The 23828-nt window shown below is 52.3% G+C and carries 24 protein-coding genes and 1 tRNA gene; 10 read left to right on the top strand and 15 right to left on the bottom strand.

Going from position 1 to position 23828, the window contains the following annotated elements:
- Positions 1-12: 12 nt before the first annotated feature.
- On the bottom strand, positions 13-555 hold the full coding sequence (gene idi / locus ENTMO_RS0119840; protein WP_010435296.1) for an isopentenyl-diphosphate Delta-isomerase: 543 nt from the start codon (positions 553-555) through the stop codon (positions 13-15).
- Between the two features lie 163 nt (positions 556-718).
- Here idi and actS point away from each other — a divergent pair, with 163 nt between their 5' ends.
- Positions 719-1462 carry an amidase activator ActS gene (gene actS, locus ENTMO_RS0119835; protein ID WP_029485190.1) on the top strand — a complete coding sequence of 248 codons (744 nt, stop codon included), beginning with the start codon at positions 719-721 and terminating at the stop codon, positions 1460-1462.
- Between the two features lie 80 nt (positions 1463-1542).
- Positions 1543-1616 (top strand) — tRNA-Gly (locus ENTMO_RS0119830).
- Here the strand turns inward: ENTMO_RS0119830 and ENTMO_RS24780 are convergent.
- The 8 genes from ENTMO_RS24780 to ENTMO_RS0119790 are packed head-to-tail and all read right to left on the bottom strand — an operon-like array spanning position 1583 to position 9875.
- Complete coding sequence (locus ENTMO_RS24780; protein ID WP_052302299.1) at positions 1583-2296, bottom strand: Crp/Fnr family transcriptional regulator; 714 nt, start codon at positions 2294-2296, stop codon at positions 1583-1585. The two genes, ENTMO_RS0119830 and ENTMO_RS24780, sit on opposite strands and share 34 nt — an antisense overlap.
- 23 nt (positions 2297-2319) lie before the next feature.
- Positions 2320-2799 carry a hypothetical protein gene (locus ENTMO_RS0119820; RefSeq protein ID WP_010435287.1) on the bottom strand — a complete coding sequence of 160 codons (480 nt, stop codon included), beginning with the start codon at positions 2797-2799 and terminating at the stop codon, positions 2320-2322.
- Positions 2796-3575: a winged helix-turn-helix domain-containing protein gene (locus ENTMO_RS0119815; RefSeq protein ID WP_010435285.1), complete on the bottom strand. Its 780-nt coding sequence runs from the start codon at positions 3573-3575 to the stop codon at positions 2796-2798. The genes ENTMO_RS0119820 and ENTMO_RS0119815 overlap by 4 nt, the downstream gene beginning before the upstream one ends.
- Positions 3576-3592: 17 nt before the next feature.
- Positions 3593-4780, bottom strand: coding sequence for an HD-GYP domain-containing protein (locus ENTMO_RS0119810; protein ID WP_010435281.1), 1188 nt, complete (start codon positions 4778-4780; stop codon positions 3593-3595).
- Between the two features lie 54 nt (positions 4781-4834).
- A complete protein-coding gene (locus ENTMO_RS0119805) occupies positions 4835-6007 on the bottom strand; it encodes a fimbrial protein (protein ID WP_029485188.1) in 1173 nt (390 codons plus the stop codon).
- Between the two features lie 24 nt (positions 6008-6031).
- Positions 6032-8536 (bottom strand): fimbria/pilus outer membrane usher protein, encoded by a 2505-nt coding sequence (locus ENTMO_RS0119800; protein WP_237702345.1) that lies wholly within the window; start codon positions 8534-8536, stop codon positions 6032-6034.
- Positions 8537-8568: 32 nt separating this feature from the next.
- Complete coding sequence (locus tag ENTMO_RS0119795; protein WP_041951457.1) at positions 8569-9276, bottom strand: fimbrial biogenesis chaperone; 708 nt, start codon at positions 9274-9276, stop codon at positions 8569-8571.
- Between the two features lie 38 nt (positions 9277-9314).
- Positions 9315-9875 (bottom strand): fimbrial protein, encoded by a 561-nt coding sequence (locus tag ENTMO_RS0119790; RefSeq protein ID WP_029485186.1) that lies wholly within the window; start codon positions 9873-9875, stop codon positions 9315-9317.
- Between the two features lie 550 nt (positions 9876-10425).
- On the opposite strand from ENTMO_RS0119790, the gene ENTMO_RS0119785 reads away from it, so the two are divergent.
- The 3 genes from ENTMO_RS0119785 (at position 10426) to ENTMO_RS0119775 (ending at position 13009) form a co-directional block, all read left to right on the top strand.
- The gene (locus ENTMO_RS0119785) at positions 10426-11601 is read left to right on the top strand and encodes an OmpP1/FadL family transporter (protein ID WP_029485185.1); all 1176 of its coding nucleotides are present in this window, start codon (positions 10426-10428) and stop codon (positions 11599-11601) included.
- Between the two features lie 63 nt (positions 11602-11664).
- Positions 11665-12294: a winged helix-turn-helix transcriptional regulator gene (locus ENTMO_RS0119780; RefSeq protein ID WP_010435262.1), complete on the top strand. Its 630-nt coding sequence runs from the start codon at positions 11665-11667 to the stop codon at positions 12292-12294.
- Between the two features lie 100 nt (positions 12295-12394).
- On the top strand, positions 12395-13009 hold the full coding sequence (locus tag ENTMO_RS0119775; protein ID WP_010435259.1) for an outer membrane beta-barrel protein: 615 nt from the start codon (positions 12395-12397) through the stop codon (positions 13007-13009).
- A 186-nt stretch (positions 13010-13195) separates the two neighbouring features.
- On the opposite strand, the gene ENTMO_RS0119770 is transcribed toward ENTMO_RS0119775, so the two are convergent.
- On the bottom strand, positions 13196-13594 hold the full coding sequence (locus ENTMO_RS0119770) for a hypothetical protein (protein ID WP_010435258.1): 399 nt from the start codon (positions 13592-13594) through the stop codon (positions 13196-13198).
- 171 nt (positions 13595-13765) lie between these two features.
- Between ENTMO_RS0119770 and ENTMO_RS0119765 the strand changes: the two genes are divergently transcribed.
- Positions 13766-15748 carry an alkyl/aryl-sulfatase gene (locus ENTMO_RS0119765; protein WP_010435255.1) on the top strand — a complete coding sequence of 661 codons (1983 nt, stop codon included), beginning with the start codon at positions 13766-13768 and terminating at the stop codon, positions 15746-15748.
- 35 nt (positions 15749-15783) lie between these two features.
- Here ENTMO_RS0119765 and ENTMO_RS0119760 read toward each other — a convergent pair whose 3' ends face one another.
- Together ENTMO_RS0119760 and ENTMO_RS0119755 are read right to left on the bottom strand one after the other, a co-directional pair.
- Positions 15784-16668, bottom strand: a complete 885-nt coding sequence (locus tag ENTMO_RS0119760) for an SDR family oxidoreductase (protein ID WP_010435254.1) — start codon at positions 16666-16668, stop codon at positions 15784-15786.
- Between the two features lie 67 nt (positions 16669-16735).
- Complete coding sequence (locus ENTMO_RS0119755) at positions 16736-17125, bottom strand: YdeI family stress tolerance OB fold protein (RefSeq protein WP_010435252.1); 390 nt, start codon at positions 17123-17125, stop codon at positions 16736-16738.
- 139 nt (positions 17126-17264) lie between these two features.
- On the opposite strand from ENTMO_RS0119755, the gene ENTMO_RS0119750 reads away from it, so the two are divergent.
- The 4 genes from ENTMO_RS0119750 to ENTMO_RS0119735 are packed head-to-tail and all read left to right on the top strand — an operon-like array spanning position 17265 to position 19748.
- A complete protein-coding gene (locus tag ENTMO_RS0119750; RefSeq protein ID WP_029485184.1) occupies positions 17265-17768 on the top strand; it encodes a hypothetical protein in 504 nt (167 codons plus the stop codon).
- 9 nt (positions 17769-17777) lie between these two features.
- Positions 17778-18224: a DUF421 domain-containing protein gene (locus ENTMO_RS0119745; RefSeq protein ID WP_010435249.1), complete on the top strand. Its 447-nt coding sequence runs from the start codon at positions 17778-17780 to the stop codon at positions 18222-18224.
- A gap of 11 nt (positions 18225-18235) precedes the next feature.
- A complete protein-coding gene (locus ENTMO_RS0119740; protein WP_010435247.1) occupies positions 18236-18748 on the top strand; it encodes a 2-oxo-tetronate isomerase in 513 nt (170 codons plus the stop codon).
- 13 nt (positions 18749-18761) lie between these two features.
- Positions 18762-19748: an SDR family oxidoreductase gene (locus ENTMO_RS0119735; protein ID WP_010435245.1), complete on the top strand. Its 987-nt coding sequence runs from the start codon at positions 18762-18764 to the stop codon at positions 19746-19748.
- On the opposite strand, the gene ENTMO_RS0119730 is transcribed toward ENTMO_RS0119735, so the two are convergent.
- From ENTMO_RS0119730 to ENTMO_RS0119720, 3 genes are read right to left on the bottom strand one after another with little or no spacing between them, the layout of a single operon-like run.
- On the bottom strand, positions 19749-21374 hold the full coding sequence (locus tag ENTMO_RS0119730) for an alpha-amylase family protein (RefSeq protein WP_010435243.1): 1626 nt from the start codon (positions 21372-21374) through the stop codon (positions 19749-19751).
- 8 nt (positions 21375-21382) lie between these two features.
- Positions 21383-22393, bottom strand: coding sequence for a cytochrome d ubiquinol oxidase subunit II (gene cydB / locus ENTMO_RS0119725; RefSeq protein ID WP_010435241.1), 1011 nt, complete (start codon positions 22391-22393; stop codon positions 21383-21385).
- A complete protein-coding gene (locus ENTMO_RS0119720; protein WP_010435240.1) occupies positions 22393-23796 on the bottom strand; it encodes a cytochrome ubiquinol oxidase subunit I in 1404 nt (467 codons plus the stop codon). The genes cydB and ENTMO_RS0119720 overlap by 1 nt, the downstream gene beginning before the upstream one ends.
- Between the last annotated feature and the right edge of the window lie 32 nt (positions 23797-23828).

Genomic DNA, 23828 nt, shown 5'->3' with positions numbered 1-23828 from the left:
AAAGGGGCTTTTTTATTGCGCCGCGAAGGCTTTGAGTTTTTCGCGGGCGGTTGTCGCTTCCATGATCATCCACGGGCTAAAGGCCCAGGGCGTCGCGTCCAGCGCGCGGAATAATGTGTCCAACTCAACCCACCGATAGTCCATCACTTCATTTTCGTTTATCGTCACGTCATTGGTGATGCGGGCAGCGAATACCGGGCAAATTTCATTTTCCACAATCCCGGACGGGTCGGCTTCCCGATAGCGAAACTCAGGGGCCACGGCGGTGATATCGGTCAGTTCTGCGCCCACTTCAAAGCGGCAGCGGCGGATTATTGCCTGTACCATCTCTTCACCTGACTGAGGGTGGCCGCAGACCGAGTTGGTCCAGACGCCAGGCCAGGCTTTTTTGCTTAAGGCGCGTCGGGTAACCAGACATTCGCCGCGGGCATTAAAAAGCCAGGAAGAGAAGGCCAGATGCAGCGGGGTATGCGAGGTGTGCGCGGCATACTTTTCCTGAGTGCCAATCACCTTTCCCTGGTCATTTACCAAAATAACGTGTTCTTGAATACTCATTGATGCTCCAGTGCCAGAATGCCGAGTGGTTCAGCACCATCAGCCGGATCATTATACGGCATTCTTATACGAACGGTTTGGCACCTGGAGCGGAAAAGGGCATGACCCCTGTTCGTTTTGGCTGCTATCATAGTGCGCCATTTACGCTGACCGAGGATCTGTTTTGTTTGCAGGAAGCCTGACGAGAAACCCCATCACTGCTGTTGTTTGCCTGACGCTGACGCTACTTCTGGCGGGATGCTCAGGAAGCAAATCGTCGGATATGGGCAGCTATTCCGGTGCGGTCTATACCGTTAAGCGCGGGGATACCCTGGATCGCATTTCACGTGCAACGGGAACCAGCGTCAAGGATCTCGCGCGTCTGAATAACATCTCTCCCCCCTATACCATTGAGGTGGGGCAGAAACTGAAGGTCAATGGCGGCTCCTCTTCAGCCAAAAAATCCTCTTCAAAAGGCAAAACGGCCAAAGTGACACCGTCGTACCAGGTGCCGAAGTCTTCCTGGCCACCGGTCGGGCAGCGCTGCTGGGTTTGGCCCGCCAGCGGTAAAGTTGTGGTGCCTTATTCACTTTCAGAAGGCGGTAACAAAGGCATTGATATTGCTGCTGCGCGCGGCACGCCGGTCTACGCATCCGGCGCCGGAAAGGTGGTCTACGTCGGCAACCAACTGCGTGGATACGGGAATTTGATCATGATTAAGCACGGTGAAGATTACATCACCGCTTATGCGCATAACGACACGATGCTGGTCAATAACGGACAAAACGTGAAGGCGGGGCAGAAGATAGCCACCATGGGCAATACCGGGACGGACTCGGTGAAGCTGCATTTCCAGATCCGCTATAAGGCGACGGCTATCGATCCGCAGCGCTATCTCCCGGCGCAGGGCAGCAAACCAAAGTGCTAAGTGGTCATTTAATCGCCACTTGGTGATGCTGACACTTGTATGAAAAAGCGTAAGGTCTATAATGCTTTACGCACCTCAAAGCGGGCGTAGTTCAATGGTAGAACGAGAGCTTCCCAAGCTCTATACGAGGGTTCGATTCCCTTCGCCCGCTCCAGTCCCTGCTTCATCATCCGGTCCATCAAGCACGACAAGCTCTTTTTTCTTGATCGACAGCTTACGCTGCGCCGACAGCGTATCGAATGCGCGAGACAGGGTTGATTGAGAAATGCCGAGCAGCTGCGCCAGCTCTTTTTTGCTGAGCGGCAGTTCAAGAATGTAATGCTCGAAGCCATACTCCCTGTTGATATCCACCATAAGTTGAATAAATCCACGCACTTTTTGCACGCCGTCATGATTCACCAGGACGCTGATAAACTGCTGTTTTTCCCTCGCGGAGCGGGAGAGGATAGCAATGATAAAATGGGTGAAGCTGCTGGTTATCTGGCTCAGGTGATAGAAATGGGTATTTTGTAACTCACAAATTTCTACCTCGGTGGCCGCCTGCACGCTGTACTGATAATGCTCGCTAAAGAGCTCCTCTGCCCCGATAACCTGACCGGGGAAGACAATTCCCTGAAGCGTTTGCTGAGCATCATAAATCTTCGCCACCCCACGCCTGAGCGCATACAATGCTTTTACTGTCGTTCCGTGCTGGTAGATAAATTCATTTTTAGCAATACGTTTTTTACGCGCGAAATCTTTAATAAACATGGGTTCCTGATGGTCGAAAAGATACGACTGGCATACCTCAGCAAACCCACACTTTGCACAGCTGACACAATTATTCTTCTTCATAACATCGGGTTCTTACCAAAACGTCAGGACTGTATAACGCAATTCATCAACGGTGAAAGTGAATTTCCAATCGTAATAAAGTTATTATCATGCTTGTGCAGGTACATAGAATATTCGCCGGTAAGAAATAATATCTTAATGGCAAGAGGCGAGATGGCTACCGGGACATTGTCATGCGCCATGGGTTCGTGCGAAATTATTTTTATTCTGTAGGCGTTATTTTTAATATTGACATAGTTAAACCTTACATAGCGCGAGAACGTGTAGTTTTGTCCCTGATAGGAAACGTCACCGGATAAATTAAATTGTCCGGTTTTGTTCTTTGAAAATTCAAAGAATATGTTTCCTTTGAAATTGAATGCCTTTTCATTTGTGTTATCGGTATAGGTAAAATTGGCAAAGCACCGATCGTCGATATACGCCGAGGTGCGGTTAACCATTCCCCAGATAAGCGCACCTGTCAGGATCAGGACAGTCGCAGAAAGCGTTAGCGCAATCTTCATTTCATTTTCCAGTTAAAGGCGTAGTGATTTTCACAGTACGCTAGCGTTTCGTTTTCAGAATCTAAAGGACAAAAAGAGTAAAAAATGCGTCCGCTGCTGCCATAGAACACGCTGGGCTGAACGTTTACCGTTAACAGTGCTAAATGGTTTGCACATTTTTCTGCAAGCTGCGGCTGTGCCGACAGCAATACCTCATGTAACCGCTGCCGTTCATCGGCAGAAAGATGTTCATAGGTGGGGAGGGTACATTTTTCGAGCTTGCCTATCTCATTGACTCTGGAATAGCGTTCATTGGCTTTTGGCTGACTCCAGACCCATAAATTGGCCGCAATCAGCGCCAAAATAAGAAGCGCTGGGATGCTGTATTTAAGCGGCAACGACGGTATTTTCTTCTTTGCCGCAACGTTATCATTCCCGGGCGCTGGCGCACAGGGCTCATCCAGAAGCTGTACGTCAATATCGGCGGAAAAGTAAAACCCGACTTTTGGGACAACGATGATCGACTCTTCAATATCGGTCAGTGAGGTTAACGTCTTGCGTAAAATACTAATATATTGGTTGAGCGAAGAGCTAGACCCGGTATGCCCTGCGGATTCCCAAACATGTTCCAGCAGATATTGACGCTCAAGCACTGTTCCCGGCGAAGCAATAAGCAGCGACAGAATACGGTTGGCCGTATTCGTCAGTTTTTGAGCCTCAAGGCGCTCTGCCCCGGGAAGAGTGAATTCCCCGCTCTCTGTATCGTAAATAACTTTGCTGGCAATCAAATATTTCATTAGCTGTTCTTTGGGCGTTAACACATCGCGACAAGCGCTTTTACACTGCCAATATTATGGTCCAGCAATGTTACGATGTCCCTGTCCAGTCTGTAATTTCTTGCTTCTTCGTGGAGTATAGCCATCGCCTTAGCGCTCTCCATCCCTTGTCTGTAAGGACGGTTTTCCGTCATGGCAGTAAACACATCCGCCACCGCAAGGATGCGAGACGGAATATCAAGTGAGGCGGCGCCTAACCTGAACGGATATCCACTGGCATCCAGCCGCTCGTGATGGTTGGCGGCCCAACGGATAATATCCCCCAGTTCAGAGATAGGATGCAGCATCACCAGCGTTTTGTAGCTGTGCTGCTTCATCGTGGCGTACTCAAAGGATTCGAGCTTGCCATGCTTTTCCAGGATATGGAGCGGCGTAAAAAGCTTGCCGATATCATGCAGATAGCCTGCAATACAGATCTTTTCTTGCATATCGACATCATAACCGTAGAGTTCAGCCAGGCGGGCCGCAACATGCGCTACGCTGGCGCTATGGGTGCGGGTGAAGCTGCTGTACTTATCGACGATTTTTGAGATGAGCTGGCACACTTCGAGAAAATCATGATGGTCGAGCATGTGGTCGTGCAGCGGGCTGATGGCGTTCAACACCTGGGAAAGCGAAGGATTGCCGAGGCGAAACCAAAAGCCATCCTGACGGGTAGATTCTCGCAGCGCCTGCTCCAGAGGGGCGGGCCACTGAATGGGGTGGGCAAAGAAATCCGAAATGACCCTTTCGCGTTGGGTAATAAAATCCCCGTCAATCCCGCGTAAATAGAGCTCAAAGGTATCCGCCATATTAACCAAATGATGTACCACAGGAAGATCGTCCGAGCCCGAGGAAGACCATGCGGTATGATGGTTCTCAAGGATCGGCGTGACGGGTTGCAGGAAACGGATCCCCGCCGTCATTGAACCCGCCAGCTGTTCGTGCCCATCAAGAAACCCTTCGCTGCCGGGAGAAAGGTGTTCACGGTCTTTACTCAGCGTACCAATGTCGTGCAGCATGCCAGCCAGAAAAGCGTTGCCGATCCCGGTTTTATCCAGCCCAATGCGCTGGCTTAAATACCAGGTGATGATGGCCGTGCGTTGTAAATGATTAACCAGATCGGCAGAGACCGGATGAATAATGTTATGTAATAAGTTAAGCACGGTTTGAACAGATATTTTCATGGCGTTTAATTGGCAGAGGTCTTAAAAAAGAAAGTCATTATCTACGTAAGTGAATTAGTCATAGCCGAACATGATTTGTGCGGTTGCGACCACCGTGCCGGTCGATAAGGCCGAGGCGTCATACACTCTGTAGTAAGCATGCAGAAGAATGTATTGCGTATCCTGAATGTCATCGTCCTTAACAATATCAAGGATCTGAGTGGCATTTCCCATGCTTGTGCTGCTGGAGAGTTTGACCTCTTCGAAATCCCCCATAAAAGATCGACTACGAATAGCAATACCGACCCCGCCCGCGGTTGTTTCATCATTGACCATCGTTTGCGAACTGCCATCCGTAGTGATCACATCATTACTGGAAAGCCAGGCCTTAATATTCCGCGTAGATGTTTTTACGCCGGCAAGGTTTCCGCATTTGATGGGAATGGTGAAATCCGCCCCATTCGTTCTGCCGTACGTTTTAAGTTCTTTCAGCGGCGCAGGCGGAAGTTTTACCGTCATGTCACGCGTCATATTGCAGGTGGTTTCTTTCGGCTCGAATTGAATGGTCATTTTCTCGTACGCGAGGAAATAATCGGTATCCCAGCTTTTGCGCGCGGTATCTGACATCATGTTATTCCATGCCCTGGTCGCATACGTTTTAGAGGAGAGCAGGGGCGAGTCGGATCCCGAGCCGGTACCACTCATCACGGCAGGAATGACGCTCAGCGCACCGCTGGTGGTGGTTTTGGTATAGGTCGACACCCCAACAGGCGCCGAGGAAAGTAACTCTGCTCGCAAGGTATATTGCGTCTGGTAGGAGAGCGAGTGTATCCCCACAATACCGCTCACAGTGACTTTACTGCTGCCGGTTATTTCAGAGGTCACTTTAATCCAGTAACTGTTTTCACCGTCAGCACTGTTAAAATTCAAATACACTGGGTTGTTATTAAACCCAGTGAAATAGTAGAGGTGATCCTGAAATACTCCCCCAATACCCACGTTGCCATAGGTACAGGTCATACTCCCCGACCAGCTGGTGGTATATGTCTTTTCAACCACCGTCGAGGTAATAAATGCAGACGATAAATTAAGCGATTTATCCGCTTCCGCCACGCTTTTAAATATAATGCCGCTATTACGGCAGGGATCCCCCGTCACGCCTCGGGCCTGTGGTGCCGCCTGGGCTGAAAAGCCAGGGATCGTGATCAGGCTGAATACGGCAAAGATGAAAAATAAAGATTTGCTCATGATCGATTTCATACTCGTGGTCGGTTACCGGCAGATATTGACGGCATGCTCTGTCGGCTGCGTAATAACACAGGATTTTTTGATTTTGCCTTTACTGGTATTAATGCGAATTGCCTCTGGCTGTGCGTCAGACTTCACAAATATTTGGCTCCCCTGGGCGACGTAACCCAGTTCCTGATGATGGCTATCTGAAACCAATGCGCCGAAGGGGAGTTGATTGCCCTCGCTGTCCAGCACGTCGAAGGTATAAACCTTGCGCGTATCGGTCTTGTACTTCAGGTACGTTATGCTGCCTTCGTAAGGGGCAATATTAAGTAAATTCCCCTGTAAATCGACGTCGCTGCTTTTTGAACCATCCTGTTCCAGATGGAAGTTATTCGGCCGGTAAGGCGTTGCACTGGCGATAAGGGCAATACCGTTGCGATTCGTGCGCGTAGAGGTATCCCCATTGACCACGGCGTTTTCGACGCCAGGGGCCTCAAGAATGACAAAGTTTCGGCCATTGTTTGGTGAGGTGATGACCCCACCGCGCCACGCGAGAATATTGCCGCTTGCGCCGAGGCTGGCCTGACGATACTCGCGCGAAAGCGTCAGCCCGCTGTTCAGGCTGGTGACGCTGTTTTTCCAGTTGGTATAGAGATCGGCGGAGCGGGAATTACCCTCACTGTCATGCGCCAGCATAAGGCTGTAATCGACATCCTGGGCGCTGCCGCTCATGCTTATATCGGATGAAGCGTATTTCCCCTGCTGAACCGTCGCATGCGAAGCAACGCTTCCGGGACTGCCGAAGAGTGACATCGGAACATTGACGGAGAAATATAGATTATTTTCCGTCTTCCCACGGGTGCGCAGCGACGTAACAACATCACCTTCGTAATCTGTTTCATAGTTGTAGTACGACTGAGTGACTTCAGAGCGGCGCAGTGATACCGCATAATTCACGCTGTTATACGCGTTGCTCCAGGTCAGATTATACTGGCGGCTGGTCTTTTGGCCGCGCCAGTAATCGCGCCAGTACGCCGTCAGGGAAAGTCGACCAAACCCATCGCCCAGCGGCTGGTTGAGGTTGGCGCTAAACGCCTGCTTGCTGTTAATGGTTGACGTGCCGGTGCCGCCATAATCCTGAATATTAGACTTCGCCAACACATAATCGTTGAACGATGCGTAATCCTGCGTGCGATAGTAATACGACGCCAGCGTCAGGTTAGTTTGCGTCGGGAAGGATTTACTCCATGAGAGCGCGTATTTTTCTCCCCGGCGTCGATTATCGCCCGGCAAGCGATACTGCGCTTGTTCAAGCGATGCTGATAGCGATCCCGCATAGGGAACAGAAAGAGCACCGCCGAGCAGAAAGGAGAAATAGTCCGCGCTCCAGATACTTCCGGCGGTGGCGGTTACGTAGTTATTCATTCCGCGAGAGTAGCTGAACTGCGCAAACTGGCTGTGGTCATTGATGCCGCGCATGTCCACCTCACCGACGTTAAACTGGTAGTCGCTGGTGCCGGGACGCAGCATGTCCGGGATAGACGAAAAGGGAACCGCAAAGCGCTCTATCGTTCCGCCGCTGTTCTTTACCTCAACAGAGAGATCCCCACGCGAGCCGGTGGGCATTAAATCGCGGATCGCAAAGGGCCCGGCAGGGACGGTAATCTGATGGATGATGTGTCCATCCTGGTAAATGCTGACCACGGCCGAACTGGTGGCAATTCCGCTGATGACCGGCATATACACGCGTTCGCTGTCCGGCAGCATTTGACGGCTTTTATTCAGCGTCAGGCCGCGAAAACGAATCGTGTCAAAATAATCGGACGTGGTGTAGGTACGCCCCACGCGCATTAATGCCTCAATACCGACAATCGGTTTTTCAAGATAGCGTGTGGTGTTAATCCAATACCCTTTAACCATATTGCTGTAGCGCATCCACGTCGAGTTATCGAGGAGATGCCAGCCAGACATATTCAAGCCGCTGTTTAGCGATAAATAGATATTATCGCTGTTGGTATACCCTTCACGCAGGCCATAAAAGTTGTAATAGTTGAGGTTGTAGTTGGTAAATACCCCATTAATCCCCTGGTCCCATTTTTGTGGGGCCACCCAGTTCTGTTTTTCGGTCACCACAAAGGCCTGGGGGACTTCTAAATCCAGACGCAATTCTCCTGGCCTCAGCGTGCTTTTTCCGCCGTGTAGCAAGGTACTGATGTCGATTTGCCCGTTTAATTTATTCGCGACGAGATCGTCGAGATCGCGAATACCCAGTAGTGGCACATCATCTTTCGGAACAAGCACCGTCCCTTTACCGTCATTGGCAATCGTCATGTCGAATTTCCCGCGCCAGGCGTTATTCACATATACGTCGAGATCGTACGCGCCCGGTGTCATGACCAGTTTTGAATTGCTCCAGTCCATATCGGCTGAATTACCGACCAGCAGGCTGCTATTAAATGTCTCACCGCTCGCCCCAAAGGAACATAAGGCGAGGCTGACGGAGTGAACCAACAGGCTTTTACGAAACAGGGATCTGTTCTTCATCAGAATTGAACCAGGCATAGCCATAAAAATAATCAGTGAAGGGTGCTGAATCTTTTGGCGCCGTAATCATCAAGCCATGTAATACGATACTGAGAACCGGCCTGGATTTTGTTGGAAACCAGCGCGCAACCGTAAGGCGGAATAAAAGCGGTATCGCTCAGCAAATTATCGTCTCGATTCTGCTTTAATTTTCCGCCCTGCCAGGTCACAACCTGTGGAATGGTTAAATAGTAAGGGGAACCGTTTTTGAGACAGGTTTGACTTCCTGAGGTGGAAATAGTGACCTTTTCGACAATTTTACTGTCCAGTTCCTGCAACGAGGCGGGGCGATAAAACAGCTTAATGCGATTGCGAATCGCCACCTGGAGATAATTATCGTTGCTGCCTTCCGGCGTTGGCGGAACATCCAGCACGTTTAACCAAAATACGCTTTCTCTGTCTGAGGGCAGAGAGGAGGTGTTAGTCGCGGCGATTTTCAGCGTTTGACCACTGTGGCCATCCATTTTGACAACCGGCGGCATGACGGAAAAGGGAACTTTAATCTTTTCCGGGGCAGCTGAAGCGTCACCTTGATCAAGCCAGGACTGTACCAGGTGAGTTTTATCGCTCTCATTCACTAATTGCACGGTAACGAATTTTGCTTCGCTGGAATAAATCACGCGCGTCTGGTTTATTACCACGCTGGCCTGAGCCGCGTGTGAAGCGAACGCAACGAAGAGAAAGAAAATATGTTTTTTCATGGTCATTAAAAACCGGGGACTGCTCCCCGGTTGGGCTATTAATCGTAGCTAAAGGAGTAAGTTGCGTCGGTAACGACTTTACCGGTCGTCACGGCAGAACCGCCGAAGTTGTAGTAATTCGCGTGCATGGTCAGCGTAACGCCGTCGGTACCGGAAACATCATCAGAAGTCAGACCGGTGTTGAACGCGGTGTCGAACGGAACGGCGGTGGTGCCATCCTTGGTCAGGGTAATACCGACCCCTTCAGCGCCGCTTTCGCTGTAGTTCTTCAGGTATTTACCGTCATCAGACAGGTTGCTGCTTGAGAAGGTTATTTTCAGCGTTTTGGTTGCGGTGTCGGCGGCAGTGCAATTTTTCAGACTCATGGTGAAGTCTTTATTATTGGCGCTGACAACGCCGGTACTGGTACCCATATCGGTCAGTGAAATAGGCGCCAGGTTCACCGTAAAATCGGAACCATTGTTGGTGGTCACGTCACAGGTTGTATCGGATACAGAACCATTGAAGGTGATTGTGCCACCCGCAACGCCGGTGCTTTCCGCTGCCATTGCCGCGCCCGAAAACATCATAGCGACTGCGATAACTGTTTTATTGAACATGCTTTTATTTCCCGTTTTCATCATCATTTTTGTCTCCCAGGCGGTTGAGCGCTGTGTTGCAGAACAACGTACCGCACCCCTTGCCTTTGGTTGGAATATAAGACCATTATTGGTTGTTTTGGTAAACGTAAATATCGTTTAAATGATTTTTTTAAACTTAAATATCCAGATTTAAGTTTATGTATAGATTTATATGCTGCGTGGTTGTGTTGGCGCAGTGGCAGGGAGAGAGGAATGGCTATTTAAAATTATCGTCAAAATCGTCATTTGACGGAATTTACGCGTGCGATGGAGGGATAATTGAACATGCCGTTAAATAATTTAGTGCTTAATATTAATATTTTTAACATTGGATATACATTCATTGCCGTGCGCGCGTGGGTAAAGTGGGTAGAAAAAAACGCGAATTGCGGACATGGCATCCAAATTCACATGCTCACTTTCTGCTACAGGCGTGCGGGAATATTTAAAATTAAACACCCTTTCTTTTTACCCTTGTTGTTTCTGTTGATATACCTGTCGGCAAATTCGTTATTCACCAGGCTGACAGATGAAAACACGACTCCTTCTGTGCTCGGGCTTATTGGCAACATCCTGCGCCCATGCTAGTGCCCTCTATTTTTATGAAGCAGGCACCGAAGATACCGCACTTGCTGGCGCAGGGCAGGCAGCGCGCGCGCAGGATGCTTCAACAATAATGACCAACCCGGCAGGCATGACGCGATTACCCGATCGTATTATCACCGGTGGGTTACAGGTGATGGACGGCTCCATCGACTACCAGCTGAATAACGATGCGCAGAGAAGCCCCGGCGATGTGATGAAAACCGGTCCCAATGCCAGCGCCTTTTATAGCCAGAAAATGACCGACGATCTTTATGCCGGTATTGGGCTTTACGGCAATTATGGCCTGGGGATCGATTACGGTAACTGGGCGGGCGACCGGCTGATCAAAAAGAGCACCATGGTAGCCATGACGCTCAGTCCGTCCGTGGCGTACAAACTTAACGATCGCCTCTCAATAGGGGCTTCCGCCAACGTTAACTACGGCTATTTTTCATTGACCCGCAATGTGAATGACGACGACCGCCAGCAGCATGACCATGACTGGGCGATGAGCTATCGCCTGGGGCTGTTGATGCAGCTGACCGAACAGACGCGAGCCGGTATCACCTGGAACAGCAAGACGGACTATCACTACAGTATCGACGGCAAAGCACGCTTAGCGAGTGGCGCATACGAGCTCCCGGTGACGGCACAGGTCAGTGCGCCGCAGCAAATTATGCTCAGCGTTGTGCGCGATGTTAACCAGCAATGGTCGGTGATGGGCGATCTCGGTTGGCAGGACTGGAGCCAGTTCGGTGCGCCACAAATCACGGTGAGCGGGCAGACGCTTAACAACGTCAGCCGCATGAAAGATACCTGGCATGGTGCGCTCGGCGTGCAGTATCGCCCAACAGAACAGTGGCGGTTGAATGCCGGTGTCGCTTTTGATAGCTCGCCGTACCACAGCCAGAGTGATGTGGCGATGACGTTACCGACCGGCGACGAATGGCGGTTCGGTACAGGCGCGCAGTATCAGATCACGCCAGCCAGCAATATTGGTGTTGCCGTCGAGTATCTTCACATGCAGTCATCGCATGTGAAATCACCCGCTGTCTTTGCGGGAAGCTATGATAACCCCCATCTTTGGTTTGCCAGCGTAAACTATAGCTATCAGTTTTAATTCGGTAACTGTTTAAATTATAGGGTCTATACTGGCAGTTACCCGATGTTATAAGGTTGTGCCATGCATATTTTACCGCCCGTTCGTCCTGAACAATCGATTGAACGACTGACCGCGATCCTTGAGCCGATAGCGGAGAAAATGAAAGTTGTGCCGCGCAAGCGCGTGACGTGGAAACATAAAGGTCGGCAGCAAATGTATCTCTTTTTAGAGGGCGGATTGTCCCTGCTGCGCGCGTCCGACGGCCTGCTGCTGGTCACGGTTTACGAACCCCATCTCTTCGGTATTGCAGAAATGATCCAGCCGACGCAGGGGCATATTCTGCGAGTGGAAACCGAGTCGACGCTTTTACGGGTGGATGCCGAACGTGCGGCGGAACTGTTCCGCGAGCAGGGGGTATGGGAAGAGGTGGGCGCACTTCTCTCCTATCATACAGCCTATTTAATTTATCGGGATGCCCAGGTCCTGCAGCAACGGACTTATTCCGTTATTCGCAACCATCTTCAGGAGATGATCTTATTACCTGAGGAAGCACGAATGCGCACGACGATCCTCGAATATATCCAGGACCGCACACTGTTGTCGCGCAGCAGTATTCTCAACGTATTGTCGGCCCTTAAGCAAGGTGAATATATCTCGTTCAAAAGAGGTGGGTATCTCCTTGAAATCAGAAATTTACCGGAGTCGTTTTAATATCAGTTTAAAATTAAACTAAAAACGAATTAACGACATTCTCGTTTTTGTTTACTGTTTGCTCACCGAAATGAATTTTGACGAAGCAAACAGGATACGTATGAAAAAGACATTGGTAGCTTTAATTCTGGTAAATGCATGTACCGCCACGACCGCTTTTGCCGCCGCAGATGCAGGCACCTGGTATAGTGGGGCGAAATTTGGCTGGTCACATTATTTTGATACCAATACAGGCTCTAAAGCACTCGAGAGTAATAACAGCGCTAACCATTTTGATATCGACCACGATAATGTCGGCGGCGGTGTCTATACGGGTTACCAAATTACGCCATGGCTTGCGGTTGAAGGCGGTTATGATTATCTGGGCAATATGCAGATAAAAGGCCAGCATAGCGCGGGTGGACAAATGAAAGCCCAGGGCCTGCAGATGTCTTTAAAAGCCAGCTATGCCGTGACGAACAATTGGGATATCTATGGCCGTGCGGGTGCGATGGGCTACCGTGCTGAATCTGATGTAAGTGGTCACAATCGTTTTGAGACCGGTGTTCGCCCGCTTGCGGCAGTCGGTACGGAATACGCATTCAATAAAAACTGGGCTGGCCGCGTGGAGTACCAGTGGGTCAGCAACGTGGGTAATGCCAACCAGATTGGCGTCAGCAGCGATATTAGCTCCGTTACGGCGGGGTTGACCTATCGCTTTGGTCAACACGATTAGTCTTTATACCCGTCATACTTCAAGTTGCATGTGCGTTGGCTGCACTCGTTCACCCCAGTCACTTACTTATGTAAGCTCCTGGGGATTCACTCCCTTGCCGCCTTCCTGCAACTCGAATTATTTAGGGTATATGTTCTTTTCGATGATAAAAAAGCCCGGCTACCCTGTAGCCGGGCTTTTTATCGTTTAACCCGTTATTAAGGGTTTCAGGACGAGATTGATATTTCTCAGGCCAGCTTCATTTTTATCTTTCAGGTATTGCTGGTTCACCATATCTAACTGTTCCAGCCTGGTGAGGGAGGCGTAGACGGATTGGACGGGACTGTCTTCTTTAAAGATATCTTTTGCCGAGGCATTCTGAAGATACTGTGATTTGAGGCTGCGTGTTAATGAATCAATTTGCTGTTTATTCTCCTGGTAGAGCGACGCAATATGTGACGTTTGTACTGCGGGTGGTTTCTCGCCAGGTAAAATTAAAGGAACCTGCATGTGGTTAATCTGTTCGACTTTATCGGGTGGAGCAGAGCGACAGGCGGTTAAGGTGCTCAGGCTAAATATAACGATAAAAAATGGCGTTATCTTCATTGGTTATCCTGGAGTGAATAAATGGAGTGAACATTATCCTGCCAGGCAATGACGACAACAGGTTAAGTTTGTTTATTTTTAAACGTTATTTGAATGGGGAAAGAAATAATTGGCTGGTAATCTTATTTCCTAAACACATATCCGAACGTAATGATGACGTGTAGGGGATTTATGAAACTGAAAATTCTTGTTAACGCAATGACCGTTGCCGGTCTGTTATCCACCTCGCTGGTGGCCGCTCCTGCCATGGCGCAGTCAACGGCAAAAGAAGCTACCACCCATACCAAAGCAAATAATGATGCGCTGTATGGCCAGCTGCCATTTTTTGATAAAACCGATTTCAGCAACGCCCATAAAGGCTTTATTGCTCCGCTGCCACAGGATGTTATTAAGGGTGAAAAGGGCAATGTTATCTGGAACCCGCAGCAATACGCTTTTATCAAAGAAGGGCAAAAAGCACCGGATACGGTAAACCCAAGCCTGTGGCGTCAGGCGCAGCTGATTAACATCAGCGGCCTGTTCGAAGTGACGGACGGCGTTTACCAGATCCGTAACCTCGACCTGTCAAACATGACCATCATGGAAGGCAAAGAGGGGATCACGGTTATCGATCCGCTGGTCTCTGCCGAAACCGCCAAAGTGGGGATGGATCTCTATTATAAAAACCGCGGTAAACGTCCGGTGGTGGCGGTGATTTATACCCATAGCCACGTTGATCACTATGGCGGCGTGCGCGGCGTGGTTGACGAAGCCGATGTGAAATCGGGCAAAGTGAAAGTCTATGCCCCGGCGGGCTTTATGAAAGAAGCGGTCTCTGAAAATATCATGGCCGGGAATGCGATGAGCCGCCGCGCCAGCTACATGTACGGCAACCTGCTGAAGCCGGACGCAAAAGGCCAGGTTGGCGCGGGTCTCGGGACGACCACGTCTGCCGGGACGGTGACGCTGATCGAGCCGACTCATTACATCACCGAAGATGGTCAGAAAGAGGTTATCGATGGTCTGACGTATGACTTTATGATGGCGCCGGGGTCAGAAGCGCCGTCTGAAATGCTGTGGTACGTTGAAGAGAAGAAGATGATTGAGGCGGCGGAAGATGTGACCCACACGCTGCATAACACCTACTCATTACGCGGGGCGAAGATCCGCGACCCGCTGGCCTGGTCGAAATACATCAACAGCGCCATTGAGCGTTGGGGTGATAAGGCTGAAATCATCATGGCGCAGCACCACTGGCCTACGTGGGGCAACGACAACGTGGTGAAGCTGATGAAAAGCCAGCGCGATATGTACCGGTATATCAATGACCAGACGCTGAGACTGGCGAACAAAGGGCTGACGCGTGATGAAATCGCGGCCAATTTTGCGCTGCCGGACGGGTTAGCCAAATCCTGGTCGGGCCGCGGCTATTACGGCTCGGTAAGCCATGACGTGAAAGCGACCTATGTGTTTTACCTCGGCTGGTTCAACGGTAATCCGGCAACGCTCGACGAACTCCCGCCCGTCGATGCCGCGAAAAAATATGTTCACTATATGGGCGGTGCCAGCGCCATCCTTGAAAAAGCCAAAGCCGATTATGCGCAGGGGGACTACCGCTGGGTCGCGCAGGTGGTAAGCAAGGTTGTGTTTGCCGATCCATCAAACAAAGCGGCGCGTAATCTGGAAGCGGACGCGCTCGAACAGCTGGGGTATCAGGCGGAGTCGGGCCCGTGGCGTAACTTCTATCTGACCGGCGCGCAGGAACTTCGTAACGGCGTACAGAAATTGCCGACGCCAAACACCGCCAGCCCGGATACGGTTCGCGCCATGTCCCCTGAGATGTTCTTTGACTTCCTCGGGGTGCACATCAATGGCATGAGAGCGGCGAATGCAAAAGCGGTGTTCAACGTTGACCTGGGTAAAGATGGCGGTCAGTACAAGCTGGAGCTTGAGAACGGCGTGCTGAATCACAGCGCGAATACGGTCGCAAAAGAGGCGGATGCCTCAATAACACTCAGCCGCGATACGCTGAACAAAATCATCCTCAAGGAGACCACGCTGAAACAGGCGCAGGAGAAGGGGGATGTAACTGTGACGGGCAATCAGGCGAAGCTTGATGAGCTGCTGAGCTATATGGATAGCTTTGATTTCTGGTTCAACATCGTCACCCCGTAGACGAAGAAAAGGCTGCTCACGCAGCCTTTTTATTTTTAGATAGTCCCGTCGCCCCCGTCCGAGCACCACACTTGCCCGGAGGTAAACGAACATTCGTCAGAGGCTAACGTCACGTACAGCGGCGCGATTTCAACGGGCTGACCCGGACGTCCCAGCGGGGAACTCTCGCCAAAGTGTTTCACTTTCTCCATAGGCTGCCCGCCGCTGGACTGAAGAACCGTCCAGTAAGGTCCCGGCGCAACGGCGTTGACGCGTATTCCTTTAGGTCCCAGCTGTTTCGCTAAGGCCTTGGTAAATACCGCCAGACAGGCTTTCGTCTGCGCGTAATCGAGCAGCACGGCGCTCGGCTGTACCGCCTGCACGGAGGAGGTATTGATGATCGACGCAGGCGCTTTCAGGTGACGCAGCGCCGCTTTGGTGATCCAGAAGGGCGCGTAGACGTTGGTTTTGAAGGTGGCGTCAAAATCTTCGGTAGTGAGTTCTTCCAGCGTCGCGCGATACTGCTGGCGACCGGCGTTATTGACCAGAATATCCAGCCCGCCAAGTTTTGCTACCGCCTCTTCCACCAGGTTCTGGCAAAAGGTCTCGTCACGCACGTCGCCGGGAAGAGCGACGGCTTTCCGTCCCTCGGCTTCGATCAGCGCAATCACCTCAGCGGCGTCCTGCTCCTCTTCGGGCAGATAGTTGATGGCGACGTCGGCGCCTTCGCGGGCATAGGCAATCGCCACGGCGCGACCAATACCCGAATCACCGCCGGTGATCAGGGCCTTCTTACCGGCCAGTCGGCCATGCCCTTTATAGCTCTTTTCCCCGTGATCGGGCACGGGTTGCATCTCGGACGCCAGACCCGGCGGCGTTTGCGGCTGCTCAGGGAACGGCGGTTTTGGGAAAGCGTTGGTACGTTGTGTGGTATCACTCATTGCTGACTCCTTACAGGCCAAGGGGTGAGATTTGATGGATAGTGACAGCGTTAACGCTTCGCTGAATTTATTTCTGCAGATGATCGACGCGTACGACAGGAGGTGATGATTTCTTATCCAGTGAGCCGTTAATACTGATCATCTGATCGGGTTTGACGGTTCTGTCGTCAAACACCGCTTTAGGGATAATGACGTCTATTTTTCCCGTTTTATCCTGGAAAACATATTTGTCGCCGCTTCCGTCAATCAGGTTTCCGCGCAGTGAGATGGTTGCGCCATCATGCATTCCTTTTGCCTGAGTAATGGTCATAATCCGCGCGTCATCAGTGCCTCGATAACCGTCGTCCAGCGCAGGAGGCGGGGGTGGCGCTTCGCCTTTTTGTAACCCGCCGTTATTATCTGCCCAGGCGGCGGGAATCAGTAATATTAATAAGGCTGAAATGACTGATAATTTCATCCGATATCCTTCATTTTGGCTGTCTTGACTTATTAAGTATTGTTGCTATTCCTTTATGTGGCAAATGTGATAAGTCCTAAAAGCATTTGCTTATAGAAATCATAAATTTCGACAAATAAGCGAAGCGGTGATGGCGACGATGAATCGTAAAAATGAAAAGCTGCCCGGGATAAATGAAAGTTATCGTTTGCTGACGTTCGAGTATGCATTTCGGCAGGTCGGTTTTATCCTGTTGCTGGCTATTATTATCGCGGCGATTGCCGGTCTGTTTTCGAGCGGGGTGGTCAGTGATACTGAAAAAATGAATTCGGCAAAAACGCTCACTCTCAACTATGAGCGTTTTGGTCGCCGGGAAACAGAGTTTCCGCTGCAGATCGCCTTCCCGGTAAAAACCCAGGGGGAATACGGCATCAGCATGGCGAGCGAGAGCGGTGATGTCTATGAGCCGGGCAGCATCTGGCCGCAGCCTGACAGCATGTACAGCCGGGGAGATACGCTGTTTTTCGTCTATAACAACCTAAAACATAATGAAAAATTCACGGTCAGACTATTTCTCACGCCGTCGAAGGCGGGGAAGTGGGCAAATGCAATTCGTGTAAACAACGAGCCAGAAATTCGCTTCTGGCAGTTCATTTACCCTTAGGAGACGAATATGGATATGGTCTTTCGAGCCCTGGCCATTTATCTGTTTCTGGTCGTGGTATTCAAAGTGGCTGGACGGCGCGCGCTGCTGCAAATGACCAGTTTCGACCTGATCCTGCTGCTCATCATCAGTGAAGCAACGCAACAGGCGCTGTTGGGACAAGATTTTTCGGTCACCGGTGCGATGATTACGATCACCACGCTGGTGGTGGTAGACATTATATTTGGCTTAATGAAAAAGTATTTTTCTCCCGTTGAAAATATTCTAGATGGCACGCCGGTTATATTAGTGGAAAACGGCATTCCACTCATGGATAAGCTTAAAAAAGTGGATGTTTCTTGCGATGATATTCTGGTTTCAGCGCGTCAAAATAATGGCGTGACGGAGTTGAAAGAAATTAAATACGCTATTCTGGAAAGGAATGGTCATATTTCCATCATTCCTTTTGAAAATTAAGAGGCACCGCTATGCATAATCTGGAGCATGATAAAAATGAAACCGTCGGGGAGTTAACGAAAAAGCTGGCGGCAAAACTCACGGATTTAGGGCTGCGTTTGACCACGGCGGAATCCTGCACGGGCGGCAATCTGGCGGTTGCGCTCTGTGCCGAGGAGAACACGGCAGAATTCTATGATGTCGGGATGGTGGTGTTCAGCGATGAGGCAAAAGAGAGGATCCTGGGCGTTCGTCATGAAACCCTCACGCGCTTCACCGCCGTCAGTGAACAAACGGTCACCGAAATGGCAGCGAAAATTCGCGATATTGCGCAGGCCGATATCAGTATCGCTATCAGCGGTTATGCGGGGCCAGAAGGCGGGAATGACGGTACGGCAGCCGGAACCGTCTGCTTCGCCTGGAATTTAGGCGAGCGTACGGAAACGAGCACTGTGCACTTTTCCGGTGAATGTCAGGATGTGGTGGAAAAAGCGGTCCGTTATGCCTTATCTGAACTGATCGAGAAGCTATCAGGCTTGAAATAAAGGCGGAGGTTGTATGGCTGTAATTGTCATTACCGGCGGGACAGCGGGCGTGGGGGAAGCGACGGCGCTGCACTTTGCGAAAGCGGGTTACGATGTGGGTATTATTGCCCGCGAGGAAGAGAGCCTGCACTCCACGCAAGAGGAGCTACGCCGTTTTGGCGTCAATGCGTATGCCGTGCAGGCCGACGTGGCGGACAGCCAGGCCGTCGTCGATGCCGCCAACGATATTGAGTACCGCCTGGGGGCAATCGATGTGTGGGTGAATAACGCGATGGGGGCCGTGCTGGCACCGTTTCGCACGATGACGCCCGATGAATTTCGTCGCGTTACGGAGGTCACCTATCTGGGCTACGTGAACGGCACCCGCGCCGCGCTGGAACTGATGGTCCCTCGCGATCGCGGGGTAATTATTCAGGTCGGGTCTGCGCTGGCCTACCGTTCTATCCCCCTTCAGTCTGCCTACTGTGGCGCAAAGGCCGCGATACGCGGATTCACCGACGCCGTGCGTACCGAACTGATGCACGAAAATAGCCGGGTTCACCTGTCGATGGTGCAAATGCCGGGTCTCAATACGCCGCAGTTTGACTGGGCGAGAAACAAATTTGCCTGGGCGATGCGCCCCGTTCCGCCCGTCTTTCAGCCCGAAGTGGCGGCCAGCGCCATTTTTAAGGTCGCGCAGAAACCAGTGCGTGAACTCTGGGTGGGCAGTAGTACCGTTCAGTCGATTGTCGGGCAGTTCCTCTTCCCCGGTTTTCTTGACAGGCTGATGGTAAAAAAGGCGTGGGAAGGGCAGATGACCGATAAGCTGAACGCCGAAAACCGCCGGGACTATCTGGATCAGCCGGTCAACGATCTGCACAAAATCCATGGACGCTTTTCTGCCGAAGCGAAGGATCGTGCCACGACCGTCTCCTCCGGCATGCCGGGGAAAGTGTTGCTCGGTTCGCTCGCGGTCGCGGGGCTGGTCATGGCTCGCCTGCTGTCGACCCGGAAAAAATAGTCAGCGCAGCGCGGTGCGGTTGGTCCAGAACCAGCGGTAGCCGTATCCGCCGATATTGAGCTCCACCGTTTTACCGGGCAGTAGCGCATCCTCGTACCGTTTGTCGGCCAGACAGGCGGTCCAGGTGGCGTGCCGGATCCCTTTCGCGGTGAACTGAACCGCCTTGTCGCTGAAGTTCACGAAGGTCAGAATGCTGCGCTCGTCGGTTTCATAATTGAGCCCCAGGACTGCATCGTTGTCGATGTTGATGAGTCGAAACGGCGCCATACCAATTTCCGGGAACTCTGAACGCGTATTGGCAATATCAATGATGCGATGCAGAAGCGAGTTGCGGTGCAGAAGGGAATCCGCCACGTTGATTTTTTGATAGCGGAAAGTACCGCGATCGATGACAGGGGCGATAAAGGTGTCGGGGTCGGCATCCGAAAAACCACCGCCCTGCGAGCCCGCCCACTGCATGGGGGTGCGGACGGCGTAACGCTCTTCCAGCTCCAGATCGTCACCCATGCCGATTTCATCCCCGTAGCGCATCACCGGTACGCCCGGCAGAGAGAATAGCACCGCGTGACAGAACGCCAGCCGTTTTTGATCGCCATTCAGCATCGGCGCCAGGCGGCGGCGAATACCGCGCTGATACACGTTCATGTCGTCATCCGGGGCAAAGGTATCAAGAACGGTCTGCTTCTCTTTTTTGCCGATCCCCTCCAGATCCAGCTCGTCATGATTGCGCAGCCAGTTGGCGAAACAGCAGGAATCCGGCGGCACGATCATTTTCTTCACCGCCTTGCGCAGCGGGCGGGCGCTTTTCTCGGCCAGGCTGACGTAAAAATACTTGTTGAGCCAGAAGTTCAGCACCAGATTCAGGCGATCGTTATCACCAAAGTAGTCTTTATATTCCTCGACCTCGACGTCTACTTCCCCGAGCAGGATCGCATCCGGGTTGTGTTGCTCAATCAGCTGACGCATATGTTCGAGGATCCACAGCCCCTTTTTCTCATCCCCACGCCCGGCCTGTTTTGTCAGATGAGACGCCGCATCCAGGCGAAAGCCCGACACGCCGAGCTTGAGCCAGAAGAGGATGATGTTGTCGATCTCTTTGAGCACCGCAGGCGAGGCCAAATTCAGATCCGGCTCATGGCGATAGAACATATGCCGGTAGTATTGTCCGGCTTCCTCGTCCCATGACCAGATGCTTTTCTCCACGCCGGGAAACATGGGCGGCGTGTCGTCATCGTCGTTATCGGACCACAGGTAATAATCGCGAAAGGGGGACTGCGGGTTGCGGCGCGCCTGTTGAAACCAGGGATGCGCGTCCGAGGTGTGCTGGATCAGCAACTCGATAATCACCTGCATGCCCAGCTCGCGGGCCTGCTCGATAAACGCGATGATATCCTTCAGTTTTCCAAAGCGTGGGTCGACCTGCAGGTGGTCGCTTACGTCGTAGCCTTCATCCAGAAACGGCGTCAGATAAAACGGGGTGATCCAGATAACCGTTGCCCCCATCCGACGGATGTAGCGCAGCTTGGCCCCAATTCCGGCGATGTCCCCGCAGCCATCGCCGTTCAGGTCGTAAAACAGGGCGGTATCAATCTGATAAATAATGGCTCGTGTATGCCAGCCTGCCATAGCGCACCTCAGTGATAGCCTTCCGTATCAGACACTTTGCCCCGGAAGACGTAGTAGCTCCAGGCGGTGTACACCAGAATCACCGGAATAATCAGCAGCGTCCCAACCAGCATAAACAGCTGGCTGGCAGGCGGCGCGGCGGCCTCCCACAGGGTAATACGCGGCGGAATGATATGCGGCCACAGGCTGATGCCCAGCCCGCTAAAGCCGAGAAAGATCAACCCGAGCGTCAGCAGGAACGGGCGGGCATGGCTGTTCGGATTGCGGGTTAGTCGCCAGATCCACAGGCTAAACACCGCCACCAGAAGGGGGACCGGCAGGAACCAGAAGAAATTCGGCAGAGTGAACCAGCGGTCGGCCACGTACTGCCAGCCAAGGGGCGTCCAGATGCTGACCACCGCGATAACCCCAACCAGCGCCAGCAGCACGTGGCGGGTCAACTCGCGCATGCGGGTTTGCAGCGCGCCCTCGCTTTTCATGATGAGCCAGGTCGTCGCCAGCAGGGTATAAGCGACGATCAGCCCCGGCCCGCAGAACAGGTTGAACGGCGTCAGCCAGTCCAGCGATGAGCCGACAAAGCGTCGTCCTTCCACATCGAAGCCGTTGATCATCGCCCCGACGACGATCCCCTGACTGAACGTGGCGAGCAAGGATCCGCCCGCAAAGGAGTAGTCCCAGAATTTGCGGTGCGACGGCGTCGCCTTGAAGCGAAATTCGAACGCCACTCCGCGAAAGATCAGGCCAATCAGCATGGCGGTAAGCGGAATGGTCAGCGCATCAATGATCACCGCATAGGCCAGCGGAAACGCACCAAACAGCCCCGCACCACCCAGCACCAGCCAGGTTTCATTTCCGTCCCAGACCGGGGCCACGCTGTTTACCATCACGTCGCGCTCTTTGGCATCACCTACAAAGGTGAAGAGCATCCCAATTCCGAGATCGAAGCCGTCCATGATGATGTACATCAGCGTGGCGAAGACGATGATTGCAAACCAGATAACCGAGATATCAACGCCCATCAGCTTCTCTCCTCTTCGGGAACCGATTCAGCGGCAGACAGCGGCCGGGCAGGGGTGCCCGAGGTGTTAGAGGTTAGCGTGCCAACAGGCTGCGGCCCTTTCTTAATTAGCCGAACAAGATAGACATAGCCCACGCCAAATACCGAACAGTAGACCACGATAAAGGCCAGCAGGCTGATGCTCATCTGCAGCGTGCTGTGCAGCGATACGGCGTCGATGGTGCGCAGGTAGCCGTAGACTACCCACGGCTGGCGGCCCACTTCGGTGGTCACCCAGCCGGCCAGCAGTGCGAGCAGCCCGGCGGGCCCCATGCAGAGGGCAAACCAGTGGAACGGACGCGAGTGGTATAGCCGGTGCCGATAGCGCAGCCAGACGCTGAGCGCGCCGAGCGCAATCATCAGCAGCCCCATCCCGACCATAACGCGGAACGACCAGAAGACAATCAGGGAGTTCGGGCGATCTTCTTTCGGGAAGTCCTTCAGGGCGGGAACCTGTTTATCCAGGCTGTGGGTCAGGATCAGGCTGCCGAGCGCGGGGATCTCCAGCCCGTATTTGGTACGTTCCTCGTCCATATCAGGTACGCCAAACAACAGCAGCGGCGTGGCTTCGCCCGGCGGGTTCTCCCAGTGTCCTTCGATGGCGGCAATCTTGGCGGGCTGGTGCTCTAGCGTGTTCAGGCCGTGCATATCGCCGACCACCGCCTGGATGGGGGCGACCAGCAGCGCCATCCACATCGCCATTGAGAACATTTTGCGCACGGCGGGCGTGTCGTTGCCGCGCAGCAGGTGCCACGCGCCCGATGCGCCCACAAACAGCGCGCTGCTCAGAAAGGCGGCGATAGACATGTGGATCAGCCGATACGGGAAGGAGGGGTTAAAGATAATTGCCAGCCAGTCCTCAGGGATCACCTGGCCGTTCTGAATACTGAAGCCCTGCGGAGTGTGCATCCAGCTGTTGGAGGCGAGGATCCAGAAGGTGGACATTAACGTGCCCAGCGCCACCATGCAGGTCGCGAAGAAGTGCAGGCCAGGGCCGACCTTGTTCCAGCCGAACAGCATCACGCCCAAAAAACCGGCTTCAAGGAAGAAGGCGGTGAGCACCTCATAGGTGAGTAGCGGGCCGGTGATACTGCCTGCGAACTGGGAAAAGCCGCTCCAGTTAGTCCCGAACTGGTAAGCCATCACCAGCCCGGACACCACGCCCATGCCAAAGTTGACGGCAAAAATCTTTAGCCAAAAATGGTACAGCGAACGCCAGACGTCGTTTTTGGTGCGCAGCCACATGCCTTCAAGCACTACCAGATAGCTGGCAAGCCCGATGGTGATGGCGGGAAAAAGGATGTGAAACGAGACGGTAAAGGCGAATTGTATTCTGGCCAGATGAAACGCATCGAGTTCGAACATGGGCCGTACCTCTGGAACGGAGGGCTAACGAG

Source organism: Enterobacter mori LMG 25706, assembly GCF_000211415.1.
Classification (GTDB): Bacteria; Pseudomonadota; Gammaproteobacteria; order Enterobacterales; family Enterobacteriaceae; genus Enterobacter; species Enterobacter mori.
This window is presented reverse-complemented; position numbering and strand designations above follow the sequence as displayed.

Bases quoted from the DNA above. Each gene is read 5' to 3' on its own strand.
- ENTMO_RS0119800 (WP_237702345.1), bottom strand. From the start codon at position 8,536: ATGAAGAACAGATCCCTGTTTCGTAAAAGCCTGTTGGTTCACTCCGTC.
- ENTMO_RS0119765 (WP_010435255.1), top strand. From the start codon at position 13,766: ATGAAACTGAAAATTCTTGTTAACGCAATGACCGTTGCCGGTCTGTTA.
- ENTMO_RS0119745 (WP_010435249.1), top strand. From the start codon at position 17,778: ATGGATATGGTCTTTCGAGCCCTGGCCATTTATCTGTTTCTGGTCGTG.
- ENTMO_RS0119755 (WP_010435252.1), bottom strand. From the start codon at position 17,125: ATGAAATTATCAGTCATTTCAGCCTTATTAATATTACTGATTCCCGCC.
- ENTMO_RS0119775 (WP_010435259.1), top strand. From the start codon at position 12,395: ATGAAAAAGACATTGGTAGCTTTAATTCTGGTAAATGCATGTACCGCC.
- ENTMO_RS0119790 (WP_029485186.1), bottom strand. From the start codon at position 9,875: ATGTTCAATAAAACAGTTATCGCAGTCGCTATGATGTTTTCGGGCGCG.
- ENTMO_RS0119760 (WP_010435254.1), bottom strand. From the start codon at position 16,668: ATGAGTGATACCACACAACGTACCAACGCTTTCCCAAAACCGCCGTTC.
- cydB (WP_010435241.1), bottom strand. From the start codon at position 22,393: ATGGGCGTTGATATCTCGGTTATCTGGTTTGCAATCATCGTCTTCGCC.
- ENTMO_RS24780 (WP_052302299.1), bottom strand. From the start codon at position 2,296: ATGAAGAAGAATAATTGTGTCAGCTGTGCAAAGTGTGGGTTTGCTGAG.
- ENTMO_RS0119785 (WP_029485185.1), top strand. From the start codon at position 10,426: ATGAAAACACGACTCCTTCTGTGCTCGGGCTTATTGGCAACATCCTGC.
- ENTMO_RS0119735 (WP_010435245.1), top strand. From the start codon at position 18,762: ATGGCTGTAATTGTCATTACCGGCGGGACAGCGGGCGTGGGGGAAGCG.
- ENTMO_RS0119740 (WP_010435247.1), top strand. From the start codon at position 18,236: ATGCATAATCTGGAGCATGATAAAAATGAAACCGTCGGGGAGTTAACG.
- ENTMO_RS0119795 (WP_041951457.1), bottom strand. From the start codon at position 9,276: ATGAAAAAACATATTTTCTTTCTCTTCGTTGCGTTCGCTTCACACGCG.
- ENTMO_RS0119820 (WP_010435287.1), bottom strand. From the start codon at position 2,799: ATGAAGATTGCGCTAACGCTTTCTGCGACTGTCCTGATCCTGACAGGT.
- ENTMO_RS0119720 (WP_010435240.1), bottom strand. From the start codon at position 23,796: ATGTTCGAACTCGATGCGTTTCATCTGGCCAGAATACAATTCGCCTTT.
- ENTMO_RS0119750 (WP_029485184.1), top strand. From the start codon at position 17,265: ATGAATCGTAAAAATGAAAAGCTGCCCGGGATAAATGAAAGTTATCGT.
- ENTMO_RS0119805 (WP_029485188.1), bottom strand. From the start codon at position 6,007: ATGAGCAAATCTTTATTTTTCATCTTTGCCGTATTCAGCCTGATCACG.
- idi (WP_010435296.1), bottom strand. From the start codon at position 555: ATGAGTATTCAAGAACACGTTATTTTGGTAAATGACCAGGGAAAGGTG.
- ENTMO_RS0119810 (WP_010435281.1), bottom strand. From the start codon at position 4,780: ATGAAAATATCTGTTCAAACCGTGCTTAACTTATTACATAACATTATT.
- ENTMO_RS0119815 (WP_010435285.1), bottom strand. From the start codon at position 3,575: ATGAAATATTTGATTGCCAGCAAAGTTATTTACGATACAGAGAGCGGG.
- ENTMO_RS0119770 (WP_010435258.1), bottom strand. From the start codon at position 13,594: ATGAAGATAACGCCATTTTTTATCGTTATATTTAGCCTGAGCACCTTA.
- ENTMO_RS0119780 (WP_010435262.1), top strand. From the start codon at position 11,665: ATGCATATTTTACCGCCCGTTCGTCCTGAACAATCGATTGAACGACTG.
- ENTMO_RS0119730 (WP_010435243.1), bottom strand. From the start codon at position 21,374: ATGGCAGGCTGGCATACACGAGCCATTATTTATCAGATTGATACCGCC.